The sequence below is a fragment of the Gilliamella sp. Nev3-1 genome (assembly GCF_001690435.1).
GTDB lineage: Bacteria > Pseudomonadota > Gammaproteobacteria > Enterobacterales > Orbaceae > Gilliamella > Gilliamella apicola_C.
Window position 1 is genome coordinate 37149 of sequence record NZ_LZHN01000074.1, and the last position, 24206, is coordinate 61354.

Here is a 24206-nt window from a genome sequence, read left to right on the forward strand (position 1 = left end):
CCTTTTATACAAACATTTCGTTTAAATAGGCTTGTTTGATGTGTTTTAATTTATCTAATTTTTTTTGTTCTAAATTTATGTGCTTTTCTAATAAATTAAAAAATGTCGATATTTTATTTTGTTCAATTATATCCGTTAGTGTAATAAATAATGTTGACAAAGAGCTAGCATTAATATGTTTGACTGTGGTTCCTGTCACTAAGGGAAAAATTTTCTTATGATTAGCATTTATTTGATAGGATAAATATTCTGCACTAATTTCATCTGAAATTGTTGCAATTAGAGTATCACTACCAGCTCTTACATTTTTTTTAGTGATAGTAGTGGTTCGAGCCAGACCTCTAGGAGTAACATCTGACATAGGGAAAAGTAAAGAATTCTTTGGTATAATATGACCTTCATTACTTTTAGACCAATGAATTACATTATCAATTACGGGAGAAAATTTATATAAGTCAGCATAGTGTATTACTGGATGTCCGTTATCTTCATTATTTAACACATCTTTTGCTAAATTAGCTCCCTTACTCCATATCGTCACATCCCCTAATTTGTTAGGCGTCCAATCTTCACAAAAAACACTAAACCGCAATCTAGGCTTTAATTCCCCCTCATTCGGAAACATTTCCCTTAGATAAGCTGATTTTAGGGTTTTGGCTTTTTCCAATTTTTTTTGTTGAGTATTAATAAGGTTATCAAGTTTTTGGAAAAAAATTCCAATAATTTTCTGTTCATCAATATTCGGAATAGTAGCATGCAGCTCGGATATGATTTTTTTATTTAATCCTCCACGAGAACCATCCCCAGAAGAAATCGAACGTAATTCTTCATATCTCATACCTAAATTTTGAAATAAAAACTCTGAATCAAGTTTTTCATTTGGTACTACTGCTGCAATAGACTGATTTGTTGTTATTTGTAATTCATTTATTGCGACTTTTCCTCTAGTTTTTCCTTGTCCTGCTAATGCGATAAGAATTGACTTCTCTTTTATCCAGCGTGCACTAGAACTATCAAATCCTTTTTGGGAAATCATATTATCTGTAGAAAAAATTCTTTTCTTATTTATTTCGCCAGAAGACATCCATGGAACTTCTTTCGGCATCCAAAAATCTTTAATTTGAGTACTAGGAGTACCACCAGTTAATATTTCAGCATATTCATTGAGTTGTTTTAAAAGACTCCAAGCCTCTCTATCCTCAAACGCCTTAAACCGCCGCTTAGGAATTAATTTCTTACTTTGACTCATTGCGTTACCACCAGATCTTGCATCATTGCTTGTAACTCGGCTTCGAGTTGTTCGATCTCTTTATCAATCGAAGTTAAGGTGTCTTGATAACGTTCGTTTAACATTTGCAGGGTTTTTAATTCGGCTTTAATCGGTTTTTCGATTAATTCGCTCAGTAACACAATGGTATTACCAAACCATTTTTTAGACATTAGTGTGTCAATTTCTTGATCCGTTAAGCTCAAAATCCGTTCTTGTACCGCTTCTTTTAATGCCAATTCGTCCGCTTTAATTTGTTTACTTAATGTCGATTTTTGGCTGATTAATTTATCGACTTTTTTAAGTGTTAAATATGCTTCAGCATCTTTTGGTGTCTCTTTTAACTCTTGTTTGAGTTTTTTATTATCAAATGTATCAAGCGGTTCGTCATCATCATTCTTTTTCAATGATTCATACAGCGCATCGTACTCAGGGCTGTCTTCGACTTTGGCTGCTTCAATAAGATCCGCAAGTTCGCTTTCTAGCGTTTGGATTTGCTGTTTATTGTGGTCGATATTAGCTAATTCATCGGCATATAATTCCGTAGCGATTAATTCGCTTGGAATTAAACTGCTGATAAAGCCGTCTTGCTCAGACCGTTTTTTAGCACCGCTACCTTTGTTGACCATATTCGGTACTCGGTTACGTGCTGCGGTATAAAAATTAGTGGCGGCAATAATTTCAGCGTCATGGAGTAATGTATTTTGCCAAATTTCGGCAATAATCTGATAGCCGTCATAGATATCAAGATGATTAAAGCTTGCTAGTAAGATTTTTATGTCGTTTAACATTACTTCCATCAGCGGGTGAATCTGTTCAGGATCATTAATTGCAATGATTTGTGACCAATAGCGGTCAATATAAGCTTGCGTTTGCTTCGCTAATTGCTCAGATTGTTGTAGAACACGTGCATCATTTAAAATTTTAGCGCTTAATTGACTAATCTCTTCTTTTAAAATGAAATATTTCGGACGAACAGGCTCTAATGCCGACTGTAATAGATCGGGGGTGGTGGCACGAATAACCGCCAGTTGCTCAATATTGTGCTGTGGTATACCACCTAATAAATGACCTTCAACGTCGTGAGCAATATCATCATCAATGGCATCAATATAGCGGGGGATATTGAGGTTGTATTCATTGGCGATAATCTCTTGGCGAGTGGCTAAATGGCTATAGCCAGCTTGCTCTTGACGTGATACATAAGTATCAACAATTTTGGCGATGTCTTTTTCTTGCAAGACATTTTGCTTACCGACTTTGATAAAGGTATTTGAGGCATCAATGATTAATACGGGATCGCTGAGCTGTCTATTCTTCTTCAACACTAAAACCACAACGGGGATGCCAGTGTTGGTAAACAGGTTGCTTGGTAAGCCGATTACGGTATCAATGTAATTCTTTTCTAATAATCGTTTGCGGATTTCTCCTTCGGCTGCACCACGGAATAAGATTCCATGGGGTAATACAATTGCCATGGTACCGCTTTGTCCTAAATGGAATAGTCCATGTAATAAAAAGGCAAAGTCACCTTTTGAATCAGGCGGCAATACGCCAGCTATTTCAAAACGGGGATCGCTCACTTTTAGCCCTGCACGATTCCAGTTTTTTACCGAATATGGGGGATTCATTACCACCGCATCAAATTGGACGCCCTCGCTAGGACGTTCAGGATCTTCAGGCCAATCATGGGCTAAAGTATCGCCATTTCTGATAGTCATTTTATTGGGTTTAACTTCATGCAGTAATAAATTCATCCGCACTAGATTATAGGTGGCGGTATTTTTTTCTTGACCGTAATAGGTTAAGCTTTGTTGTGCTTGTTTAGTTAAATGTTTTTTAACTGTTAGCAGTAATGAACCAGATCCAACCGTCGGGTCATAAATCGAACGGATATTTGGTGTTTTGGCGGCGATTTGTGCCATCACTTCACTTACTTGGCGAGGCGTATAGAATTCCCCCGCTTTTTTACCCGATTCCATGGCAAATTGCCCAATCAGGTATTCATAAGCATCGCCTAATACATCGCCTTTTTGCAAAGTGACCATATCAAGATCGGCAAATAATAAGATTAAGGCTTTAATATTTTTACTGCGTTCATGTAAATTACTACCAAGAGCGGTATCGGTTAAATCTAAGGTTGAATTAGAAAATAGATTTTTAAAGTCATCGGCATCTTTGCTATTGGCAATTGAACGTTCAAAGTGATTTAAACTGTCGATCACTTTTTGCACTTCAAAATTGCCTTTATTAATATCCGCGATCCAAGTTTGATAAAGATGCTCGGGTAAAACATAATAACCCAACGTACGTTGTAACATGCTTTCTAATTGAGGACCACGTTCAGCCATACCATTGTAATAATTGGTGATAAGCTCGGACTCGGTGATCTCATCTCGGGTTGTCATCGATTTAAATGCAGCTAATGTTTTATCGCTTAAAAATTTATAAAACATTAAACCTAACATATAATCTTTATAACGGCTGGCATCCATCGAACCACGCAGCTCATTGGCGCCATCCCATAATCGACTTTTAATCTCTTCAGATGTAATCACAACGTATTAACCTCGTTTGCTAATGTTATCTTGGTATAAAAATAGGGTTATTTTTAATGGTTTTATAACCAACCTAGTTTGCACTGTATTTTAGCGATAATTAGCGCAAAATCCTAGCTAAATCAGTCAAAGTCAATATCGCTGTAAAATAGAGAAGAAAAGATATTATGCTTAGGGTATCTGGAAGCTTGTTATTTGATAGAATGTATTTAAATTGGAAATTATGTGATAGCCCAATACAATATGTATTACTTTTATCAATGGTTAGGTTTTATTTGTACGTTAATGAATTTTTAGCTTGATTATTCTAAACAAGGAGCGATTTCAAAAGATGAAACAAGTTGGAAAAAAGAAAATGATTTTCTTTTTTAGTCCTGACAATTACTTATCTCAATGGTACCCTTGCCATTTTGTCATTGATAATATTACATTTACTAGTGCAGAGCAGTGGATGATGTATGCTAAAGCATTGTTATTTCAAGATGTAGAAAGCGCCAATACCATTTTATCTATCACTTCCTCGAAAATGCAAAAGCAGATCGGGCAAGCTGTGCGTAATTTTGATGAAACGATATGGGATAACAATAAGAAAAAAATTGTTTTTAAAGGTAATTATGCAAAGTTTTCTCAAAATGCGGAGCTTAAAAAATCGTTATTATCAACCAAAGATAAAGTTTTAGCAGAAGCCAGCCCTTATGATAAAGTTTGGGGAATCGGTTTAAGCATGGATGATGAAATGCGATTTAATATGGCCAAATGGCGAGGAAAAAACTTATTAGGTGAAGTTTTGATGGCAGTGCGCAAGGCATTAAAAGAACAATCTAAATTAAGTTATTAAATAAGGCGGACTTACATTTTTAGGTATATTTTCCCCAATAAGTAGATTTGTATACTCAAATACCATATTACCTGAAGCCTTATCGACAATAATTTACTGCTTTTCACTAAAGTCTAAACAAAATTATTCTCGCTTGGTAGGGCAATTTACCGTAGGCAACACTTTACGAGAGTATCGATAAAATGACCCAAAGGGATCCTCTCGCTCCCTTTGGGTTATGGCTCTGGGTTAATGTGTTTCACTAAACGCTAAAAACGTTTAAAACGAGGTACAATGCTAAACAATAAATAAAAGTGTAAAGGGTTTAAAAATTTTTCTGAATTATTCTACTAGCTATTGTTTAACATAAATCTCTATAACTACTCAAAAAACTTAATCACGCTATTTTAGTGTGATTATTCAGTAACAATGGTAAAGCGTTGCTTAATATGTTTAGCGTTTTCTGCTTCATCAATCATTGCAATGGCGTAATCGGCATAGCTAATTTGGCTCTGGCCTTTATTATTGAATAACACTTGCTCACCGCCAGCTTTATAGTGGCCTGTTCTTGCTCCATCCGCAATAAACTCAATAGCAGGGCTTAAATAAGTCCATTGCACATCATCACATTTTCTAAGTTCATCAAGCGCATTAGCCATATTAGTCGCTAATGGTTTAAATTGATCAGGAAATTCAGGTGTATCGACTAAACGAATAGTATTTTCTGGATTAACGTATAAGCTTCCTGCACCACCTACAACTAATAATCGATTAGGTCTATTTTTTAAAATATCAGTAAGGTGTTTTAAGCTGGTTTGATGTAATGGCAATGATTCTGGTGTCCATGTGGCAAAAGCATCGACAATCACATCAAAAGGCTTTAAATCTTCATAAGTCAGATCAAACAGATCTTTAACCAATACTTTTGCTTTTGGATCGACGTGAGAAGTTGGCTTACGTACAATCGCCGTGACATCATGCCCACGTGAAAGCGCTTCTTTAACAATTAATGAGCCTGATTTACCGCTTGCACCAATTACAGCAATTTTCATTGTATACTCCTTTCGTATTGTTTAAATTAATATTTTTTAAATTTAATAAATATCTTTTCGAAAAAATTAGTTACTAAATAAGTATTTTTAGATTAGTATTCAACGTTTCTATTGTAAAGTAGGTACTAATTAGTAAGATAGTTACCAAAATAATATTATTATTGAATTTAAAGGATTTATTATTTATGTCACTTAATGAAAAGTTACCACCTTGTCCTGTTGAAACCACATTAATGTTAATGGGTGACAAATGGAAAATATTAATTGTGCGTGATTTACTTACGGGAACCAAACGCTTTGGTGAACTAAAAAAATCGCTGACTGGCATATCGCAAAAAGTCTTAACTCAGCACCTGCGAGCTATGGAAAAAAGTGGGCTATTAACCCGTAAAGTGTATGCCGAGGTTCCACCAAGGGTTGAATATACGTTAACTGAGGTTGGACAAAGTCTAAAACAGGTACATGATGCCATGTTAGCGTGGGGAAAGGCTTACAAATTAAAAGCGGATGAGTAACCTTTTACCCATCCTTAAATTAATCATGATTAGCCGTCAAATTCTTCACAGCCAAAATAAAACTCATCTGATTTAACATTTTTGTCACGGCCGATAAGAATGATACTAGGAAAAGGATTTTCTTCCGTGACTGGGGCTGTATATTGATAATATTGACCTATATCACCCCAAGACATTGCTTCTTTTAAATCGGCAGGGATTGGGGTTGCTGCCATTGATTTGGCAAATGTATCTATATCACCTTTAGCAATCGCATAAAAGTATGAACCACTATCGCCTTGATATTTAATCTGTGACACAGTGGTATTCATTATTTCCAGCGGTTTAGCAAAGTGATACTCTAAATTAATCAGTCCATCTTCTTCTAAATTTTTTACGGTAATGTTTTGCTCGCTGAGTTGTTTAACCACTTTTGCATCACGACCATCAATTGGATCAACCTTGCATAATAAAGCCGCTTTAAATTGTGACTCAATGGTATTATTTGTTTCGATCGCTAATGCATATGTTGAAAAGCCGAAAATAAGCAGTGAACTGCATAAAAATCTGTATGACACCTTTATATTTTCCTTTTAAAATCATCATTTCAATTATTTCGTATTATTGCAAAAAATAATTTTATCGAATAGCGCTTATCAAAATTTAGTTAAATAAAGTCATTTTAATTGCAATGGTAAAATGGTGGACATGATATTACATCCTATATCAGTTATGTGATTGACAATGTATTAGGATGCATAATTTTATAACCTAACTTAACCAATTTCTTTTGCCTAGTAACAAGATCATTTTATGTAAAAAAATTCAATCTGATATGCATGCACAACACTTTTAAGTCATTAATAGATTTATTCAAAACCATCTACTTTTTTATTATTTAACTATTTGATTATGTATTGTAAAAACATAAATAACTTTATAACAATAGTCAGCAAAAAATTATCAACATTCTATTTTTGGTTAACAATAAATTAGTTTAAAATATGCATAAAAATAAATAACATAATCAGAAAGGAAAGCAATTGGACGGGACAAAAACATATTGGTTTTTGAGTGCTAGCTATAATGGCAAAGATCAAACCGATCACTTTATTAGTGCAGGCATTTGGGAAAGTGGTTATAACGATAAATATTTAAAGCTAGTGCGTTCAATTGCGGTTGGTGACAAAATTGCCATCAAATCAACTTATACGGAAAAGCACAATTTACCCTTTGATAATAAAGGCCTTAATGTTTCTGTTATGAAAATTAAGGCTATTGGGGTCGTAACAAAGAACTACGGCGATGGTAAATTATTGGAAGTCAATTGGCAACGAACTGATTTAAATAAAAAGTGGTATTTTTACACTAATGTCGCTGTCATTTGGCAAGTTAAAGCTGATAATTGGTTTTCAGAACAATTAATTAATTTTACTTTTGATGATAAGCCACAAGAAATTGACGTGTTCCGTAATGCTCCTTATTGGCGTTCACGGTATGGGGATATTAATAGTAACAATGTTAATAGTAATAACAATGCTGACAATATGAACGAATCAAGTAATGATACTTGGAAAGATATTGTATTAAGTCGTGTTAAACAATTATGTTATCAGAAAAATGATAATATATTTACTCGATCGGAATTTCTTGATCATTATAAAGAAGAAATTCAGCAATTATTTCCTAATAATAAAACGATAAAATCAAGCATTGATAATAGGCTTCAAGAACTGAGAAATGATAATATTTTGTTATTTTTGGGAAATGGAAAATACCAATTACTAGAGACAGATGCAAGCTATCTAGAAAAAGACAGTTCAGATAATCAAGACACGACTGAGCCAGTAATAATGAAGCAATCTTATTCCTTGGATAATTTAATCAATGAAGGTTGTTTTGTTGATAAACAACAGTTGCAAGCCATATTAAATAGCTTAAGGTTTAAAAAAAATATTATTTTACAAGGTCCACCAGGGACAGGTAAAACATGGTTAGCCAAGCGTTTAGCGAATATTATTGTTGGTTATAAAGATTCAAAGAATATCAAAGCAATTCAATTTCATCCTAATATGTCTTACGAGGATTTTATCCGCGGCTATCGACCAACCAGTGATGGAAAATTAGCGCTGATTGATGGACCTTTTTTAGAGATAATTAATCAAGCAAGGAGAGATTCTCAATCAAATTATGTGATTGTGATTGAAGAAATTAATCGTGGCAATCCAGCACAAATTTTTGGTGAAATGTTAACGCTACTTGAAGCTGATAAACGAAATCCAAATGAGGCATTAGAATTAACATACCAACACCAAAATGAAAAAGGCGTATTTATTCCCGCCAATCTTTATGTTATCGGCACTATGAATATTGCCGATCGTTCGTTAGCGATGCTCGATTTTGCTTTACGTCGTCGTTTTGCCTTTTACCATTTAAGTCCTCATTTTGGCGAAAATTGGCTCAACTATGTGCAAGAAAAACACGCCTTTTCACCGCAACAATTACAAGATATAAGGCACCGTATAGAGGCATTAAATCAATATATTAGTAATGATAGTTCACTCGGCAAGGCATTTACCATTGGACATAGCTATTTTACTTGTCCTAACCAAGAAATGGCTGCGCAAGATTGGTTTGAACATATTGTTCGTTCAGAAATCGAGCCTCTATTAGAAGAGTATTGGTTTGGCGAGCCTGAAAAATTTAGCGATGCGATGAATATATTATTAGGTAATGCACAATAATGACCACAATAAATAATCATCCGCTATTAACCAATACGACCGTTGCCAAAATACCAATTAGAAACATATGGCTACTTTTGCTCTATGCTTCTGATTATTATAAAACTGTAGGGCAAAAGCAGAGAATAGAACTAGAAAATAACCCAGAGGAATTAATAATGCTCGCTGCCAAACTATATTGTCAGGCAGCAAATAAATGGTTAATACATCATCTTGCCGCAGATTATCAGCTCACAACAAAAGCGCTTAATCGTGTCAGAGGAAAAATAGAGGTTTTAACTACTCAGCGTAAGCAATTATTGGCAAAAGGTAAAATTCAATGTCGATATGATGATTTAACGATTGATACCCCTAAAAATCGCTATATTCATGCTGCGGCTCATCTATTAGTAAAACAATTGAAAGATGCGAGCTTAATTGAACAATGTAGAAAAATCATTCATCAATTTACTGCGTTGAAAATTGGTCAAACAACGTATTATTGCTATGAAAAGGAGCGTTTTAACCATGCAAATTTTAAAGATAATACTTTAATCTCTTTAGCAAAACTGATTTTTAGCTTGTCAATTCCCACTCAATTCCAAGGATTACATACCATTGAACAACTAAAAAAAACCGATCATTGGTTACGTGAATTATTTGAAAAAGCGATAGTTGGCTTTTATCGTGTAAATTTAGATCCTCGGCAATGGACTATTTATGCGGGTAAAAAATTAAATTGGCAATATAGCAATGCGACTGATAATATCACCACCTATTTGCCAACTATGAAAACCGATTTAATTCTTGAAAATCGCGGTCATACACAACGTTTAATTATTGATACTAAATGTACTTCAATTCTAAAAGAAACACGATTTAGATCTAACTCGTTTAGTAGTCATCACCTTTATCAATTGTATGCTTATTTAAGAAGTCAGGAAAAAGATAGTGATCCTTTATCGGTTTGCGCCTCTGGCATGTTGCTATACCCAACTGTCGGTGCGACGGTGAATGAAAATATGACTATTCAAGGACATAAATTATCATTTTGTACTATTGATTTAACCCAAGATAATACAAAAATCAAAGAGAGCTTATTGGCATTATTAAATGATTTTTTACCTTACTAGCTTAAATTGGATGCTGTGATAATTTTTGCTAAAAAACCAAACAGTCAAAATGGAAAACCTAAATATCATATTGAAACAGGGTTTAATCTGAAAGTTCATTTCTGAAAGCTTATTGATAATAATTTCAAGATATTGTGAAAGGAAACAACTTGAAATCTAACAGTACTACAGGCAGCATCCACCTTATAACTGCTTGATTTCACTTAAAAATGTCAAATAAAAACTTCAATAAAATCAATGGCTTTCCTGAACGATTTTTATATAGAAATGCAATGAAATTTTTCATCTTTTTTGTTTTAGTCATTAATTGTGTCGCTAGTTTATCAAGTCGATATCAACAATCTAAAATCGCTATTTTTTCTAAAATAGATTAGTATGATTTTATTGATTTTTGTTGGCTAAATTTATTATGGGCATATCTTCAAACAATTTGACGATTAAAGATATTGCAAAGCTTTGTGGGGTAAGCAAATCGACGGTGTCACGGGTGATCAATCATGACCCAATGGTTAAAGCCAGTACACGCTCCAAGGTAATGGCAATGATTGAACAGCATCAATTTACGCCGTCAAAATCAGCTCGAGCCATGCGTGGTTATGGCAATAAGGTCATTGGTATTATTGTGACCCGTCTTGATTCATGGTCAGAAAATCAAGCTGTTCGCAGCATGTTGCCTATTTTTTATCAGCATGGTTATGATCCTATTATTATGGAGAGTCAATTTAGTGCTGCTAAAGTTAAAGAGCATTTATCCATGCTAAAAGACAAGCAAGCTGATGGTGTGGTTATTTTTGCTTTTACTGGGCTTGAACATTCATTATTACCCTTCTGGCAAAATAAAAGTGTGGTGATTGCCAGAAAGTTTCCTGCTCATACTTGTATTTGTTATGATGATATAGGAGCAGTAAACACGCTACTTACCTATTTATATCATTCACAAAAACATCAAAAAATTGGATATCTTGGTATTGATCAACAAGACCAGACCACTGGCGCTCGGCGTTACCAAGCTTATCTGAATTTTTGTCAGCAATATCAACTGATCCCAAATGCAGCCTTAGGTCAATTAAGTTATCGCTCAGGCTATGAGCTCGCCATACCGGTATTAGCACAAAACCCATCGGCAATTGTTTGTGCAACAGATAGCATCGCATTAGGATTAAATAAATACTTACACGAAAAACAGTTTGAACATATTGTGGTTGGTAGTATTGGCACTAGTGAGCTACTGAGTTTTCTTTTCCCTAAGACTTGTGCAGTTGAACTCGGTTTTGATAAAGCCGGTAGTTATGCGGCTCAAGAGTTACTGAATATGTTACAAAATCAATTTGAGCTGAAAAGTATCACCATTCCTTGCTATTTAATAAGTTAACCCGTAGTTATTTTTATTTAATTTGTGCTTATTTTGCTCTAATTTGTGATATCAATCACAAAAAAGGGAACGTTCCCATTTATTAATTATTCAATTCCATCTATGCTTAATCTATATTCAAAATAGCCAGATTATTAGTGAAATAAAAAGGCTAATTCTAATTTAAAGGAGACCTTTTATGGCTAAAAATACCCAATTAACTAGCCAATCGATAATGCAATTGATCGAGTTGATTGGTGGGAAAGAAAATATTGCCAGTGTTACCCATTGTCTAACAAGATTGAGGTTTGCCTTAGTTGATCCTAAGCTAGCTGATGTCCAAGCTATAGAAGAACTGCCTTTTGTGAAAGGTTGTTTTAATAATGCTGGGCAATTTCAAGTTATCATTGGTACCAATGTTGATAGTTATTACAAAGTATTGATCCAGCAATTAAATTTAGATGAAGCAAGCAAAGAGCAAACTAAAGTTGCAGCTAAAAAGAATATGTCTTTTTTTGAAAGGTTTATTTCTAACTTAGCGGAAATTTTTGTGCCATTATTACCAGCTTTAATCGCTGGTGGTTTATTACTTGGATTACGTAATATTATTGGCGAAATGCCAACTATTGATGGTAAGCCGCTTATACAAACCTATCATTGGCTGGCTCCAATTTACAGTATACTTTGGTTACCTTGCGAAGCGATTTTCCACTTTTTACCAGTTGCCATTTGTTGGTCTACTGTGAAAAAGATGGGAGGATCGCCAATTTTAGGTATTGTTTTAGGTATCACTTTGGTTTCACCACAATTGATGAATGCTTATGATCTTGGCAGTAAAATACCTGATGTTTGGGATTTTGGTTGGTTTAGTATCGAAAAAGTCGGCTATCAAGCGCAGGTGATTCCATCTATTTTTGCTGGTTTAGCGTTGGGTTGGATCGAAACACGATTACGCAAAATTGTACCTGATTACTTGAATCTAGTGATTGTGCCGATTGGTGCGCTTCTTGTTTCTGTGTTTTTAGCCCATTTTATTTTAGGTCCATTTGGCCGCATGTTAGGTAATGGTATTGCTTATATTGTTAAATACTTAATGACAGGTGATTATGCCTTTATTGGTTCGGCTATTTTTGGCTTTATTTATTCACCACTGGTGATTACAGGTATTCATCACACCACGCTTGCTATTGACATGCAGATGACCAATAGTATGGGTGGAACACCAATTTGGCCCATTATTGCTTTATCTAACATAGCTCAAGCTTCAGCCGTGGTTGGTATTATTTTAGCCAGTAAAAAACAAAATGAACGTGAAGTCTCTGTACCTGCGGCGATATCAGCCTATTTAGGCGTGACTGAGCCTGCTATGTATGGCATTAATTTGCGTTATAAGTTCCCGATGTTATGCGCCATGATTGGCTCGGCATTAGCTGGATTAATTTGTGGGTTAGCTGGCGTGTTGTCTAATGGCATTGGTGTTGGTGGCTTACCTGGCATATTAACTATCAAACCGATATATTGGTCAATTTATGCCGTTGCTATGTTGGTAGCAATTGTCGTTCCGATTGTTTTAACCTCGTTAGTTTATAAAATAAAACAGAAGCAAGGCACGTTAAATATCCGCTAACTTATTGATGTCACTTTTTATCGTTGTATTAACTAAACGATAAGTGATTAACTGATTAACAAAAAGAGTGCACAATGAACAAAATTACAATTCCTTGGTGGCAAAATGGGACTATCTATCAAATTTATGTAAAAAGTTTTCAAGCTAGTGGCGCAAATTCAACTGGAGACTTACAAGGTATTATTAAGCGATTAGATTACTTAAAAAACCTTGGAATTAGTGCCATTTGGTTAACGCCAATCTATCCGTCGCCGCAAATTGATAACGGTTATGATGTTTCGGATTATTACGATATTGATCCAAGCTATGGCACAATGGCTGATTTTGAGCTACTCATTGCACAAGCTCATCAACGAGATATCCGAATTATGATGGATATGGTGTTTAATCATACTTCAATCCAGCATCCTTGGTTTAAAGCAGCTTTAGATAAAAATAGCCCTTACCGCTCCTTTTACATATGGAAAGATGCCTCTCCAAATGGAGCAGAGCCAAATAATTGGTTATCAAAATTTGGCGGTAAAGCGTGGCAATGGCATCAACCATCGGAGCAATACTATTTACACTTATTTGCTAAAGAACAAGCCGATCTCAACTGGGAAAACCCAACCGTTCGTGATGAAATCAAGAAAGTGTGTCAATTTTGGGCGAATAAGGGGGTCGATGCGCTTAGGCTTGATGTGGTTAATTTAGTATCTAAACAACAGAATTTTCCTAATGATGAAAATGGTGATGGAAGACGATTTTATACCGATGGCCCACGTATTCATGAATTTTTACAGGATCTGAGTGCTAATGTGTTTCAACCCTATCAGTTGAAAACGGTTGGCGAAATGTCATCAACCACACTAGAAAACTGCCGAAAATATGCCGCATTAGATGGTAAAGAATTGACTATGACCTTTAATTTTCATCATCTAAAAGTCGATTATCCTAATGGCTATAAGTGGTGTTTAGCTAAACCTGATTTAATTGAGCTTAAAAAAATTATCGGTTATTGGCAAACGGGCATGCATAATCAAGCATGGAATGCCATTTTTTGGTGTAATCATGATCAGCCACGCATTGTATCGCGACTTGGCAACGAAAACCAATATCATACACAATCGGCCAAAATGCTAGCCATGTTGCTGTATGGTTTACAAGGAACACCTTATCTTTATCAAGGTGAAGAAATTGGTATGACTAACCCTCATTTTACGGATATTACTCAATATCGCGATGTTGAAAGCCTGAATATCTATCAAGAAAAACTCGCGCAAGGCATGACAAAGCAGGAAATCTTAGCCATTTTAGCCAGCAAATCCAGAGACAATAGTCGAACCCCAATGCAATGGGATAACTCAGTTAATGCTGGCTTTACGCAAGGTGAACCATGGATTGAGGTTGCCGATAATTATCCACAAATTAATGTTAACACTGCACTCAATAATCCCGATTCAGTGTTTTATTGTTATCAAACTTTAATTGCGCTCCGCAAGCAGCATCCGATTTTTATTTTAGGTGACTATCACGATTTTACCCCAAATATTGCCGATTATTGGGTTTATGTACGTAGTTACTATCAGCAACAACTATTGGTAATAATTAATCTTACTGATAAAAAAATCAATTACGAATTACCAACACAATTACAACATCTAAACTGGAGTCAATTATTAAGTAATTATCCAGATAGCCCGTTCTTAGGTTCGCAAATAACATTAAGGCCTTATGAAGCAATGTATTGGCTACAACAAAATAATTAAGCAAGCAATATGGGCAATCAAAGATAGATTGCCTATTTTTATATGATCATAATGGTAGTAAGTGATATAAAAACTTGTACATATTAACCAAAATTTATATTTCCTTAGCTGAATTTGACATTTCGTGTATCAAATCGCTGAATGCCTATTATGTCGTCACAATGGGTGGCAAACCATGTACTATTCAATTTGGTTAGTGCGGAGGCTTAATTTAGGATCAAATAGCGCATACAAATCCTATCAATGGCAAACATTCACTAACCTACCTGGCGATCTAGCCAATCGAGTAAGGAAATACAATATTTACCTTGTCTTATAAGATAAATAAGGCGGAAGAGTAAAGTGTAATATTATAAGGAAAGATATTAAATATCTAATGCTCTATTTAACGTATACATACTAAATGTCTATTAACATACGGCGACATTTTGTCTATAATCATTAAAACAGTTCATTTTATATAATTGTTCATATTTAAACGGTATAAAATTCTGAATAAATTTTACAAAAAATATAATCTAAAAAAACAATAGGTGGAATTTTTAGCATAAAATTAATGAGCAAATTGGAAAAGCTTTAGCAATGCCAAATTTCTCAATACATCAGATGACCAGAGCTATTTAAAATTAACGTTTCCAGTATTGTCATTGATTATTCACACAAGTAGGAAAAGGCGGGGGGAACATTAGCTAAATTACGGTAGCTATTTTCGCTGATACTTGGGTAAATATATAATATAGCGTTGAGCTAACTGGACCGTTTGTGCTAAAAATAATTGCAATAATTGCTGCTAAACCTGCAGCAACAACGGCGTATTCAATGGCAATCACACCTTGTTTGTTTTTAATAGATTTATTTAAAAAAGCTCTTATTTGAGTGCTAAGACCCGATAAGCACACCATAACTTTCTCCCTAAATATTTCCTTTATTGCGTAAACCTAGTTCTTTCAATTTTTATAAGGCTCGTCGATTATATAACTTTAACACCAAAGAAACAATAATTATTCGTAAAAATTAAAGAATAATATCAATAAAAAAGCCAGAGAAATAGCAATATTCAAGCAATTAGATTAAGAAGTCGGTTTTCGTTACTTTCTATTGTTGGTCAACCTAACGATGAATGTCATTGTTTGCGATTGTACCAATAAGCATAAACAGCAAAGACTTGTTGCAATTCTATTGAATGTATTGAAACACTCATCGAGTAATCGATGAGTAAACTTCGTTAATCAGAATGAGAGAAATTTAACGATGCTAGTCGTGTTTAATCTGGTTTAATACAGATATGAAAAAACTGTTGTTTTATGTTGATCGACATTGTAGTTGGCAATTTGCCAATTAAATTAAGTAGCAAAAAATAATTTCAACCTTGATTAACTATTGAAGCGTTATTGTTTGCCATCTGATGTGCTCGATAAAGACTTAGCTAGCCTGAGAGATGGTAAATACAAATGGGAACAAGAAACTTAATTCAACCAACCATGATATCATTAAAGGTCAAGGCTGACCTAAATGGATAGTGGAGGCATTTAATGCTACATTGCAAGAACATCTAGCCAAAATTAAGCAAAAATATAAAGTAGAAGAATAGTTTTTAGATGGCTAGATTTATTAGTAACGATCAGCGATAATCCTAAACAACCTTATCAAATTTGCTGCTACACTAATATGTTTATCATTTATCATTCTAACCAAGTTGATCTGCTTAAGACACTATTAAGTGAATTGATGCTCAGACAACCATTAGAGGACGTATTCATACCTGATATCGTTATGGTGCAAAGTCAAGGTATGGCACAATGGTTACAAATTGCGTTAGCTGATGAATTGGGTATTGTGGCTAATGTTGACTTTCTTTTTCCTACACAGTTTATTTGGCAGCTATACCAAAAATTGTTACCCAATGCGCCAACTGAAAATAGTTATAATATTGAATCAATGACGTGGCGTTTATATTACTTATTACCCCAAGTTATTAAGCAGCCTGAATTTATTGCACTTAGCCATTATCTTAATGATGATAAACACGATAGAAAACGTTATCAATTAGCAACTCGTATCGCTTGGTTATTTGACCAATATTTAGTTTATCGCCCTGATTGGCTGGCAAAATGGGAAGCCAATCAAACTGTTGCCGAATTAAATTATCATTCTGATGAAACGTGGCAAGCCGAGCTTTGGCGTAAGCTAATAGCTATCAGCCAACCTTATCATCGGGCTAATATTTATCAGCAAATGCTTGAGATTTTGTTAGATAAACATTTTGATCGTGCTTGTTTAGATCCGTTACCTGATCGTATTTTTATTTTTGGTATTACTTCGCTTCCCCCTATTTATCTCTCATTACTTTCAGCACTTGGGCAACATATTGATGTCCATTTAATGTTTAATAATCCATGTAAATGGTATTGGGGAGATATTGTTGAAAAACAATTATCAGATATCGAAAACACACCAGATAAAATCCCTAATCCATTGTTAACTTCGTGGGGGAAATTAGGTCGAGATAATCTATTTTTACTACAAGAATTTAGCCATAAGCAAGATATTGAAGCGTTTGTCGATCTGGATTGTTCTTGTTTGTTACAGACCATACAACAAGATATTTTGGATCTTTATCAAAGCGAATTTTGTAATAAACATATGTCACCTATGGATAAGTCCATTTCATTTCATGCCTGCCATAGTGAACAGCGAGAAGTTGAAGTGTTACATGATTATCTGTTATCGGTTTTTGATGAAGATCCTACATTGGAGTTACGTGATTGCATTGTTATGGTGTCGGATATTGATAAATATGTTCCTTATATTCGCGCTGTTTTTGCAAATGCTTCTGGAAAGCGATTTTTACCTTTTACTATTTCTGATCAAAAAGCCCGAAATATTGATCCGATTGTGCAAGGTTTTTTCACTATCTTAAATTTTCCTCAAAGCCGATTTACGGCCGAAGAGCTATTTAACTTATTAGAAATCCCTGCTATTGCCGAAAAATTTGCCATTAGTGAATCGCAATTAGCCTTGCTACGAACTTGGATTGTGGAATCGGGCATTCGTTTTGGGCTTGATAGTGCACATAGTTGGTTATTTGGGCTTGAACGGTTATTACTTGGCTATACGATGAGTAGTGAGCATGGGGGGTGGCAACAGATATTACCTTATGATGGTGCAACCGGTTTAGATGCCGAATTAATCGGTCAATTAGCCGAATTTATTAAAGTGGTAAATAAGTGGTTTGTTATCTTAAACGAAGAAAAACCACTCATTGATTGGCAGCCTTGTTGTCTTGAATTAATTAATGATTTTTTTGTCAGCAATTCACAACGTGAATCCATTTTATTGATGATAGCACAAGAGTGGCAAGCGTTGACTAATAGTGGTCTGTCAGCCAATTATATGGAAAATATTTCTATCACGATTTTGCATGATGCCATGCAATCACGCTTAGAACAAAATCATTTAGCACATCGTTTTTTAGTCGGTAAGATAAACTTTTGTACCATGATGCCAATGCGCTCCATTCCCTTTAAAGTTGTTTGTTTATTGGGAATGAATGACGGGGATTATCCAAGAATGTCGCTTCCACTTGACTTTGATTTAATCGCACAGCATCCAAGACGAGGCGATCGCAGTCGTCGCACCGATGATCGTTACCTTTTTTTAGAGGCAATTTTATCTGCACAAAAACAGCTGTATATTAGTTATATTGGTCGTGAGATGAAAGATAACAGTGAACGTTATCCCTCTATACTAGTTAATGAACTTTGGGATTATATTGCCCAATATTATAATATACCCATAAACACGGTTAGTTTTGCTAACAGCTTGGATTTTTTACGTGTAAACCATACACGCACACCCTTTAATCCTCAAAATTTTTTACAGGAACCCAAAAGCTATGCCGATGAGTGGTTACCTGCGGCATTACAACAAGGTGAAAGCCAATTATTTATTAGTGAAATACCTGTTATTGATGTCGATAATATCAATCTCGATGAATTAAAACGATTTTACCAACACTCTATTCGTTTTTTTTTACAAAAACGGTTTAATTTTTATATCAATTATCTGGATGATACCTTACCCGATACCGAAAATTTTAATCTTGATAGTTTAAAACGTTATCAATTGAACTTGCTGATTTTAAATCAGCTGATCAGCAATGAACTGCAACAATACGATGATTTTTATCAACGTTTAGCGTTAACGGGTGAATTACCCGATGGTACCTTTGGTGAAATTATTTATGATAAACAAGTCGAATCATTGCAACCATTAGCGAATAAAATTAACCAAGAACGATTGGTTATGACAACGCAAGAGGTCAATTTAACTATTTTGACCAATGGGCAACATGTCCAATTACAAGGTTGGTTAACCCATGTGCAAGAAGACGGTATATTGGCATGGCGTCCTGCAAAACTGTCGATTCGAGATGGTATTTCACTGTGGATTGATCATTTAGTTTATTGTATCTTAAATCCAGATCAAGTTGAAAATCAAAGCCGCCTCTATGGCCGGGAAGATACTGAGTGGCGTTTTTTACACTTACCCCATGATAAAGCAATTGCGATATTAACCACATTAGTGGAGGGTTATTTACACGGTATTAATCAGCCTTTATTATTGCCAGTACAAAGCGCATGGAGTTGGTTAATGGCTGCTTATAATAAAAAAACCGGTGAGATTGTCGCGAGCGATAAAGCTACCAATCAGCTTTTAAATACTTGGCAAGGCGGATTTAACCGATCTGCTGAGTGCGACAGTTATTATACTCGCCTTTACCCTGACTTAACGGATGCATTAATTGAACAAATTATATTTGCTTGCCAGCGGTTTTTATTGCCTATTTTATTACATCAAACAACGGTAAAATAAGGGGGGTATTATGTTTATTGATACACATTGTCATTTTGATTTTCCACCTTTTACCGATTATCTTGCCGATTCAATAGATAAGATTCGCCAAGCGGGTATTGTTGGGTTAATCATACCTGCAGTTAGTGCTAACTATTTTGATACTGTTTTACAACTAACGGATAATTACTATGAACTCTATGCCGCTTTGGGATTGCATCCTATTTATCAACATACCATGGCTGATTTAGAGCGGTTAACCAATATTGTTAAACAAAAACCTAAAAAATTAATTGCCATTGGTGAAATCGGACTCGATCGCTATGATTTACGTATTGATTGGCAACAACAATTATTATTTTTTAGGTCACAATTAGCGCTTGCCAAACAGTTTGATTTACCCGTTTTGATTCATTCACGCAAAGCGCACGATATTATGTACCACGAATTACACCGAGCCAACTTACCTTGTCGTGGTGTAATACATGGATTTTCAGGTAGCTATCAGCAAGCCATGCAATTTGTTAAGCTGGGTTATTATATTGGTGTAGGTGGCGTAATTAGTTATGAACGAGCGAACAAAACTCGCAATACGATTGCTCAATTACCGTTAGAATGTCTTGTGCTTGAAACTGATGCCCCCGATATGCCATTAAGTGGCCGCCAAGGACAAATAAATCGCCCTGAATATATCGCTGAAGTATTTAAAATTTTGACCCAATTACGCAATGAATCAGCAGATCACATACTGAACACGATTTTAACAAATACCTTAACGCTATTTAGTAGCATTAATAGAATAAAAATCACACAAAGCAACTAAAATAACTTTATTATTATAGAATGATTTTATTAAACTCATCGCAGGTTTATATGATCAGACTATGTAATCAGCTGTTTGTTTTCTCTATACCCCCTCTTTTATCAGCACTGCCTGCTGTAGTATTTTCGGTTTGGCACAATAATTTAGGTTGATTACTAGCTGGCTATTGGCAAGATAGACCTGTTAAAAATAAGAAAAAAACCAATAATTAATAAATAATATTGTAAAATGGCATTCATCTGCTCTCTTTCTTCATAAAATAGGTAGTAAGAGAGCTTAATTTTCCGAGCTTATATTCAACCGCTCACCTAGCATTTAAATTAATTTCAGGCCAAATTAAAATGAATAGCGAATTACAGTTACCGCCTTTTGTTTATCGAATATTACCATGGATTGCAGCATTTGCATTTTTTATGCAATCGCTTGATACCTCGATATTAAACACTGCGCTTCCCACGATGGCAAAAGATCTTAATGAATCACCCTTAAATATGCAATCGGCAGTGATAAGTTATGCTTTAACCCTAGCATTATTTATTCCAGTCAGTGGCTTTTTATCGGATAAATTTGGCACTAGAAATATTTTTGTGATGGCTGTCTCACTGTTCACACTTGGCTCATTGCTTTGTGCTTTATCCAATTCATTAATTTTTTTAGATATCTCGCGTGTTATTCAAGGTATTGGTGGCTCAATGATGGTACCGATATCACGTTTAGTATTAATTAAATCTTTTAAGCGTAGTGATTTTTTAGCCGCCTTAAATACTGCCACCATTCCCGGTTTAATTGGACCTGTTTTGGGACCGGTATTAGGGGGATATTTGGTTGATATGGTGAGTTGGCATTGGGTGTTTTTTATTAATTTACCCATTGGTATTTTAGGCGTGATAATTAGTTGGAAATATATGCCGAATCTAAAGGGTGAACGCATGCCTTTTGATCTGTTTGGCTTTATATTTATTGTGATTGCCTTTGTTAGTGCCACTTTAAGTGTAGAGGTTTTAAACCAAAATCAAACATATTATTTTTCATTGCTACTTGCCGCAATCAGCTTCTTTTTTTTACTTATCTATTATGGGTATGCCAAAAAGAAACCAACACCATTATTTCCCCTATCACTTTTTAAGATTCATACGTTCAAAATAGGTATTATTGGCAATTTAATTTGCCGATTAGGTATATCTGGCGTACCTTTTCTAATTCCCTTGTTATTACAGGTCGGTTTTGGCTACTCGGCTATTTTTGCCGGTGTGATGCTAATGCCAATGGCTATTGCTTCAATTTGTACTCGAATCGTTATTCCTCGTATTTTAGCTCGTTTAGGCTATCGTTTTGTGCTCGTTGCTAATACCATTTTAGCGGGCGTGATGATTATTTTAATGTCTCTACTAAATTTATCAACACCCCTTATCTTAATCAGTTTATTGCTATTTTGTATCGGTGGTATCAATTCTATGCAATATACCGCGATGAATAGCATAACCTTAGCGAACTTAGAAAACGAAAATACAAGTAGTGGCAATAGTTTAATGGCAGTGAATCAACAACTTGCTATTAGTTTTGGTACAGGATTTGGTGCAGTTTTACTGCGATTAATTAGCAACTCAGCTAGTACTATTCACGCATTTCAATTAACATTTGTTATACTCGGTGTGGTTACAGTGCTATCAAGCATTATTTTTGCGCAACTAAAAAAAGAAGATGGCCAAAATCTAATCACCCATAACCAAGAAACAAGGAGATAAGTATATGTTTCAGTATCAAATCATCCCCGTTACCGCTTTTCAAGAAAACTGTAGCATTATTTGGTGTGATCAAACCATGGAGGGCGCATTGATTGATCCTGGCGGTGAACCAGAACTACTGAAAAAAGCCGTTGAAAAACTGGGCGTAAATATTAAACAGATTTTATTAACCCATGGACATTTGGATCATGTTGGTGCGGCAACCACATTAGCTCAACATTATAATGTAAAGATTATTGGACCAAGCCAAGAAGATGAATTTTTATTAACCTCTTTGCCACAACAATGCGTACAGTTTGGTTTTCCACATACTGACAGTTTTTTACCTGATCGTTGGTTAAAAGAAGGGGATCAGATCCAAATAGGTAAAATTACCCTTGATGTGCTTTTTTGCCCAGGGCATACTCCAGGACATATTGTTTTTATTAATCATTTGGATAAATTGGCTTTTGTCGGCGATGTATTATTTAAAGGCAGTATCGGACGAACTGATTTTCCTCGAGGCAATCATACCGATTTAATTGCATCAATCACTAACAAATTATTACCTCTTGGTGATGACTTTATTTTTGTGCCAGGACACGGCCCAATGTCAAGTTTTGGTCATGAACGAATCAGCAATCCTTACTTAGTTTAAGCAAAACCTTGTTTTTTGCTATCCCGCTCTTTATCTTAGAGTGAGATAGCAACAAATTAATCTTAATGTAAACTTTTTATATAAAAAATAGTTTACATTGAAATACGTTGCGCTATTATAGTTCTACTATTTATGTATCAAAGGTAGAAAATAATGAAACAACAACTCTCTTCGTATTATCCAACATTTATCACGACACTGGTCAATTTATCTTCTTGGCAACGTAAATTATTGGCCACCACCGGCGCAGCATTACTTTTAGGATTAGCCGCTAATATTAGTATTCCGACTTATCCTGTTCCATTTACATTACAATCATTGGCAGTATTGCTAATTGGTGCTTTTTTAGGTCGTAAATTAGGCGCATTAGCAATAATCCAATACCTTTTTTTAGGTGCGATGGGATTACCGCTATTTGCTAATGGCAGTGGTGGGATTATGGCGCTAGCATCACCTTCTTCCGGTTACTTATATGGCTATGTATTTAGTGCCTATTTAGCTGGTTTTGCAGCAGAAAAGGGGTATGATCGTCGCTTCATTTTAGGCTTAATTGCATTTGCCTTTGCACATCAATTGTTATTTGTATTTGGCGTTGTTTATTTAATGGGCTATTTACATATTACGTTTATTGATGCGTTAAAAGTGGGTTATTTTCCATTTGTTGGTATTGATGCACTTAAATTTATTATTGCAACTTGTGTAATGTTTTCGCTATGGCGTTATCGTGCTAAAAATCAATAATATTCAAAGTGGCGATATCATTTTCCAAAGCCTTAACGACGATAATGATTTTAGTGATGCTATAAACCGTTCTGGCGCAGTGCCTAATATGGATGAGATAACAAGAAATATCAATCATGTCGGTTTATATATTGGCAATAATAGCGTCATTGAAGCGACACAAAAATATGGCGTAATTGAACAATCTTTGCCTGACTTTGTTGGTATGGCTAGACGTAATATCATTGGTAGGATCCATGATTTAGCTGTTATTCAAAATGCATTAAAGCGAGCTAAACATTGCTTAGGTTCACCTTACAATCATAGCTTTCATCCCAATGCGGAAGGTTTTTATTGCAGTGAACTGATTACTTATGCCTTTAAAACTAAACAAGGTAGTGATTATTTCGCATTATATTCAATGAATTTTAAGGATGTAACGACAAATCAAATTTTGCCTTATTGGATTGATTATTATCGCGATCTAAAACAGAGCATCCCACAACAAGAGCTCGGTTCGCATCCACAACAATTACTCAGACAAAAACACTTATTCAAGACAATCCTAACACTTGAATTATCCTAAAAGGAGGTAATTAACACAAAAAATCATTTTACTATTGACATAGCGCCATTAAATCTATAATATGTGCGCTA

19 protein-coding genes are annotated in these 24206 nt (G+C 35.0%); 14 read left to right on the top strand and 5 right to left on the bottom strand.

Annotation, left to right across the window (positions count from 1 at the left end):
• Window positions 1-4: 4 nt before the first annotated feature.
• Window positions 5-1249 (bottom strand): restriction endonuclease subunit S, encoded by a 1245-nt coding sequence (locus tag A9G40_RS11755; protein ID WP_065579465.1) that lies wholly within the window; start codon window positions 1247-1249, stop codon window positions 5-7.
• Window positions 1246-3825 (bottom strand): type I restriction-modification system subunit M, encoded by a 2580-nt coding sequence (locus A9G40_RS11760; RefSeq protein WP_065583186.1) that lies wholly within the window; start codon window positions 3823-3825, stop codon window positions 1246-1248. Before A9G40_RS11760 ends, A9G40_RS11755 begins: the two co-directional genes overlap by 4 nt.
• A 331-nt stretch (window positions 3826-4156) precedes the next feature.
• Here A9G40_RS11760 and A9G40_RS11765 point away from each other — a divergent pair, with 331 nt between their 5' ends.
• On the top strand, window positions 4157-4663 hold the full coding sequence (locus tag A9G40_RS11765) for an NADAR family protein (RefSeq protein ID WP_065583187.1): 507 nt from the start codon (window positions 4157-4159) through the stop codon (window positions 4661-4663).
• 395 nt (window positions 4664-5058) lie between these two features.
• On the opposite strand, the gene A9G40_RS11770 is transcribed toward A9G40_RS11765, so the two are convergent.
• A complete protein-coding gene (locus tag A9G40_RS11770) occupies window positions 5059-5694 on the bottom strand; it encodes an NAD(P)-dependent oxidoreductase (protein ID WP_065583188.1) in 636 nt (211 codons plus the stop codon).
• A gap of 185 nt (window positions 5695-5879) precedes the next feature.
• Between A9G40_RS11770 and A9G40_RS11775 the strand changes: the two genes are divergently transcribed.
• Entirely contained in the window at window positions 5880-6209 is a 330-nt protein-coding gene (locus tag A9G40_RS11775) for a winged helix-turn-helix transcriptional regulator (RefSeq protein WP_065583189.1), read from the top strand.
• 29 nt (window positions 6210-6238) lie between these two features.
• Here the strand turns inward: A9G40_RS11775 and A9G40_RS11780 are convergent, their stop codons facing one another.
• Window positions 6239-6766, bottom strand: a complete 528-nt coding sequence (locus A9G40_RS11780) for a hypothetical protein (RefSeq protein ID WP_065583190.1) — start codon at window positions 6764-6766, stop codon at window positions 6239-6241.
• 465 nt (window positions 6767-7231) lie between these two features.
• Here A9G40_RS11780 and A9G40_RS11785 point away from each other — a divergent pair, with 465 nt between their 5' ends.
• The 6 genes from A9G40_RS11785 to treC all read left to right on the top strand — a co-directional run bounded on the left by A9G40_RS11785 (window position 7232) and on the right by treC (window position 14770).
• Window positions 7232-8932: an AAA family ATPase gene (locus A9G40_RS11785; RefSeq protein ID WP_065583191.1), complete on the top strand. Its 1701-nt coding sequence runs from the start codon at window positions 7232-7234 to the stop codon at window positions 8930-8932.
• The gene (locus A9G40_RS11790) at window positions 8932-10044 is read left to right on the top strand and encodes a 5-methylcytosine restriction system specificity protein McrC (protein ID WP_065583192.1); all 1113 of its coding nucleotides are present in this window, start codon (window positions 8932-8934) and stop codon (window positions 10042-10044) included. Before A9G40_RS11785 ends, A9G40_RS11790 begins: the two co-directional genes overlap by 1 nt.
• Window positions 10045-10253: 209 nt before the next feature.
• Window positions 10254-10418 (top strand): hypothetical protein, encoded by a 165-nt coding sequence (locus A9G40_RS15070; protein WP_176700494.1) that lies wholly within the window; start codon window positions 10254-10256, stop codon window positions 10416-10418.
• Between the two features lie 35 nt (window positions 10419-10453).
• The gene (treR, locus tag A9G40_RS11795) at window positions 10454-11416 is read left to right on the top strand and encodes a trehalose operon repressor TreR (RefSeq protein WP_065583193.1); all 963 of its coding nucleotides are present in this window, start codon (window positions 10454-10456) and stop codon (window positions 11414-11416) included.
• Window positions 11417-11594: 178 nt separating this feature from the next.
• On the top strand, window positions 11595-13022 hold the full coding sequence (gene treB / locus A9G40_RS11800) for a PTS trehalose transporter subunit IIBC (RefSeq protein ID WP_065583194.1): 1428 nt from the start codon (window positions 11595-11597) through the stop codon (window positions 13020-13022).
• Between the two features lie 74 nt (window positions 13023-13096).
• The gene (gene treC / locus A9G40_RS11805) at window positions 13097-14770 is read left to right on the top strand and encodes an alpha,alpha-phosphotrehalase (RefSeq protein ID WP_065583195.1); all 1674 of its coding nucleotides are present in this window, start codon (window positions 13097-13099) and stop codon (window positions 14768-14770) included.
• 689 nt (window positions 14771-15459) lie between these two features.
• Here treC and A9G40_RS11810 read toward each other — a convergent pair.
• A complete protein-coding gene (locus tag A9G40_RS11810; RefSeq protein ID WP_065583196.1) occupies window positions 15460-15672 on the bottom strand; it encodes a Flp family type IVb pilin in 213 nt (70 codons plus the stop codon).
• A 766-nt stretch (window positions 15673-16438) separates the two neighbouring features.
• Between A9G40_RS11810 and recC the strand changes: the two genes are divergently transcribed.
• The 6 genes from recC (at window position 16439) to A9G40_RS11840 (ending at window position 24135) form a co-directional block, all read left to right on the top strand.
• Entirely contained in the window at window positions 16439-19645 is a 3207-nt protein-coding gene (gene recC, locus A9G40_RS11815) for an exodeoxyribonuclease V subunit gamma (RefSeq protein ID WP_065583197.1), read from the top strand.
• 10 nt (window positions 19646-19655) lie between these two features.
• On the top strand, window positions 19656-20447 hold the full coding sequence (locus A9G40_RS11820) for a TatD family hydrolase (RefSeq protein WP_065583198.1): 792 nt from the start codon (window positions 19656-19658) through the stop codon (window positions 20445-20447).
• Window positions 20448-20788: 341 nt separating this feature from the next.
• Entirely contained in the window at window positions 20789-22192 is a 1404-nt protein-coding gene (locus A9G40_RS11825; RefSeq protein WP_065583199.1) for a DHA2 family efflux MFS transporter permease subunit, read from the top strand.
• Between the two features lie 4 nt (window positions 22193-22196).
• Window positions 22197-22829, top strand: coding sequence for an MBL fold metallo-hydrolase (locus A9G40_RS11830; RefSeq protein ID WP_065583200.1), 633 nt, complete (start codon window positions 22197-22199; stop codon window positions 22827-22829).
• Window positions 22830-22982: 153 nt separating this feature from the next.
• Window positions 22983-23570 carry a biotin transporter BioY gene (locus tag A9G40_RS11835; RefSeq protein ID WP_065583201.1) on the top strand — a complete coding sequence of 196 codons (588 nt, stop codon included), beginning with the start codon at window positions 22983-22985 and terminating at the stop codon, window positions 23568-23570.
• On the top strand, window positions 23554-24135 hold the full coding sequence (locus tag A9G40_RS11840; RefSeq protein WP_065583202.1) for a YiiX/YebB-like N1pC/P60 family cysteine hydrolase: 582 nt from the start codon (window positions 23554-23556) through the stop codon (window positions 24133-24135). Before A9G40_RS11835 ends, A9G40_RS11840 begins: the two co-directional genes overlap by 17 nt.
• Window positions 24136-24206: the final 71 nt, after the last annotated feature.

What these genes read in the sequence shown, in the direction of transcription:
- A9G40_RS11755 (WP_065579465.1), bottom strand. Translation starts at nt 1,249, where the DNA reads ATGAGTCAAAGTAAGAAATTAATTCCTAAGCGGCGGTTTAAGGCGTTT.
- A9G40_RS11765 (WP_065583187.1), top strand. Translation starts at nt 4,157, where the DNA reads ATGAAACAAGTTGGAAAAAAGAAAATGATTTTCTTTTTTAGTCCTGAC.
- A9G40_RS11770 (WP_065583188.1), bottom strand. Translation starts at nt 5,694, where the DNA reads ATGAAAATTGCTGTAATTGGTGCAAGCGGTAAATCAGGCTCATTAATT.
- A9G40_RS11775 (WP_065583189.1), top strand. Translation starts at nt 5,880, where the DNA reads ATGTCACTTAATGAAAAGTTACCACCTTGTCCTGTTGAAACCACATTA.
- A9G40_RS11790 (WP_065583192.1), top strand. Translation starts at nt 8,932, where the DNA reads ATGACCACAATAAATAATCATCCGCTATTAACCAATACGACCGTTGCC.
- A9G40_RS15070 (WP_176700494.1), top strand. Translation starts at nt 10,254, where the DNA reads ATGTCAAATAAAAACTTCAATAAAATCAATGGCTTTCCTGAACGATTT.
- treR (WP_065583193.1), top strand. Translation starts at nt 10,454, where the DNA reads ATGGGCATATCTTCAAACAATTTGACGATTAAAGATATTGCAAAGCTT.
- treB (WP_065583194.1), top strand. Translation starts at nt 11,595, where the DNA reads ATGGCTAAAAATACCCAATTAACTAGCCAATCGATAATGCAATTGATC.
- treC (WP_065583195.1), top strand. Translation starts at nt 13,097, where the DNA reads ATGAACAAAATTACAATTCCTTGGTGGCAAAATGGGACTATCTATCAA.
- A9G40_RS11810 (WP_065583196.1), bottom strand. Translation starts at nt 15,672, where the DNA reads ATGGTGTGCTTATCGGGTCTTAGCACTCAAATAAGAGCTTTTTTAAAT.
- recC (WP_065583197.1), top strand. Translation starts at nt 16,439, where the DNA reads ATGTTTATCATTTATCATTCTAACCAAGTTGATCTGCTTAAGACACTA.
- A9G40_RS11820 (WP_065583198.1), top strand. Translation starts at nt 19,656, where the DNA reads ATGTTTATTGATACACATTGTCATTTTGATTTTCCACCTTTTACCGAT.
- A9G40_RS11825 (WP_065583199.1), top strand. Translation starts at nt 20,789, where the DNA reads ATGAATAGCGAATTACAGTTACCGCCTTTTGTTTATCGAATATTACCA.
- A9G40_RS11830 (WP_065583200.1), top strand. Translation starts at nt 22,197, where the DNA reads ATGTTTCAGTATCAAATCATCCCCGTTACCGCTTTTCAAGAAAACTGT.
- A9G40_RS11835 (WP_065583201.1), top strand. Translation starts at nt 22,983, where the DNA reads ATGAAACAACAACTCTCTTCGTATTATCCAACATTTATCACGACACTG.